2 protein-coding genes are annotated in these 674 nt (G+C 37.4%); both read left to right on the top strand.

Going from position 1 to position 674, the window contains the following annotated elements; translation table 11 throughout:
* Positions 1-14: 14 nt before the first annotated feature.
* Positions 15-245, top strand: coding sequence for a hypothetical protein (locus J7R05_RS07415; protein ID WP_208541786.1), 231 nt, complete (start codon positions 15-17; stop codon positions 243-245).
* A 24-nt stretch (positions 246-269) separates the two neighbouring features.
* Positions 270-674 (top strand): DNA adenine methylase (locus J7R05_RS07410; RefSeq protein ID WP_208541785.1); only part of this gene is annotated, 405 nt, incomplete at its 3' end.

Genomic DNA, 674 nt, shown 5'->3' with positions numbered 1-674 from the left:
GGGAGCCCATTTATGTGGTTGGAAAGATGGTCAAGAAACGAAGCAGCAAAGATAAAGATCTTACAGAAAAAGAACAACAACTCCTTCACGAGATGATAGAGACCTATCAAGGCTTAAAGATGATGTCACGCCTCATGAAATTGATAGCCTTTATTGTCTTTATGCTTGTAATAGATTTTTCCAGTTTTGTGGACGCCGTAGAAAATAGTTTCTCACACCTCAAAAAGTGGATAACAAGTAGTTAAATATCAAAGCTCTCATTTAAAAATATGATGACGCTAGAATTAACACACACATTGTATGCGTGGATGAGTGGTAAACTCTATCTGCGTAAGACAATTATACCGATTTTAAATAGCATTGACCATGAAACCTATGTTGATCCATTTGTAGGCTCTGGTGTTAGTTTCCTAAATAAAAGACCAGCAAAATATTCCGTGATTAATGATTTGAATGGAGAGATCACGAATCTGTTTCAATGTGTTCAAAATGACTTTGATGATTTAGCCAAACGACTAGAATGGTTTGTTTGTTCAAGACAGTTGTTTTTTGAACTTTCGGCTATTGAACCCGAGAGCCTCTCCACAGTTGAACGAGCCGCACGTTTTTTGTTTCTCCACCGTTGTGTGATGTATGGGCACAAAGATTATGTTTCTTTTCGCTTTGGGCGAAAA

Source organism: Bartonella capreoli (assembly GCF_902813205.1).
In the GTDB taxonomy this organism is placed as follows: domain Bacteria; phylum Pseudomonadota; class Alphaproteobacteria; order Rhizobiales; family Rhizobiaceae; genus Bartonella; species Bartonella schoenbuchensis.
Note: the sequence above shows the minus strand (reverse complement) of the source record. Positions and strands in the feature narration are given on the sequence as shown.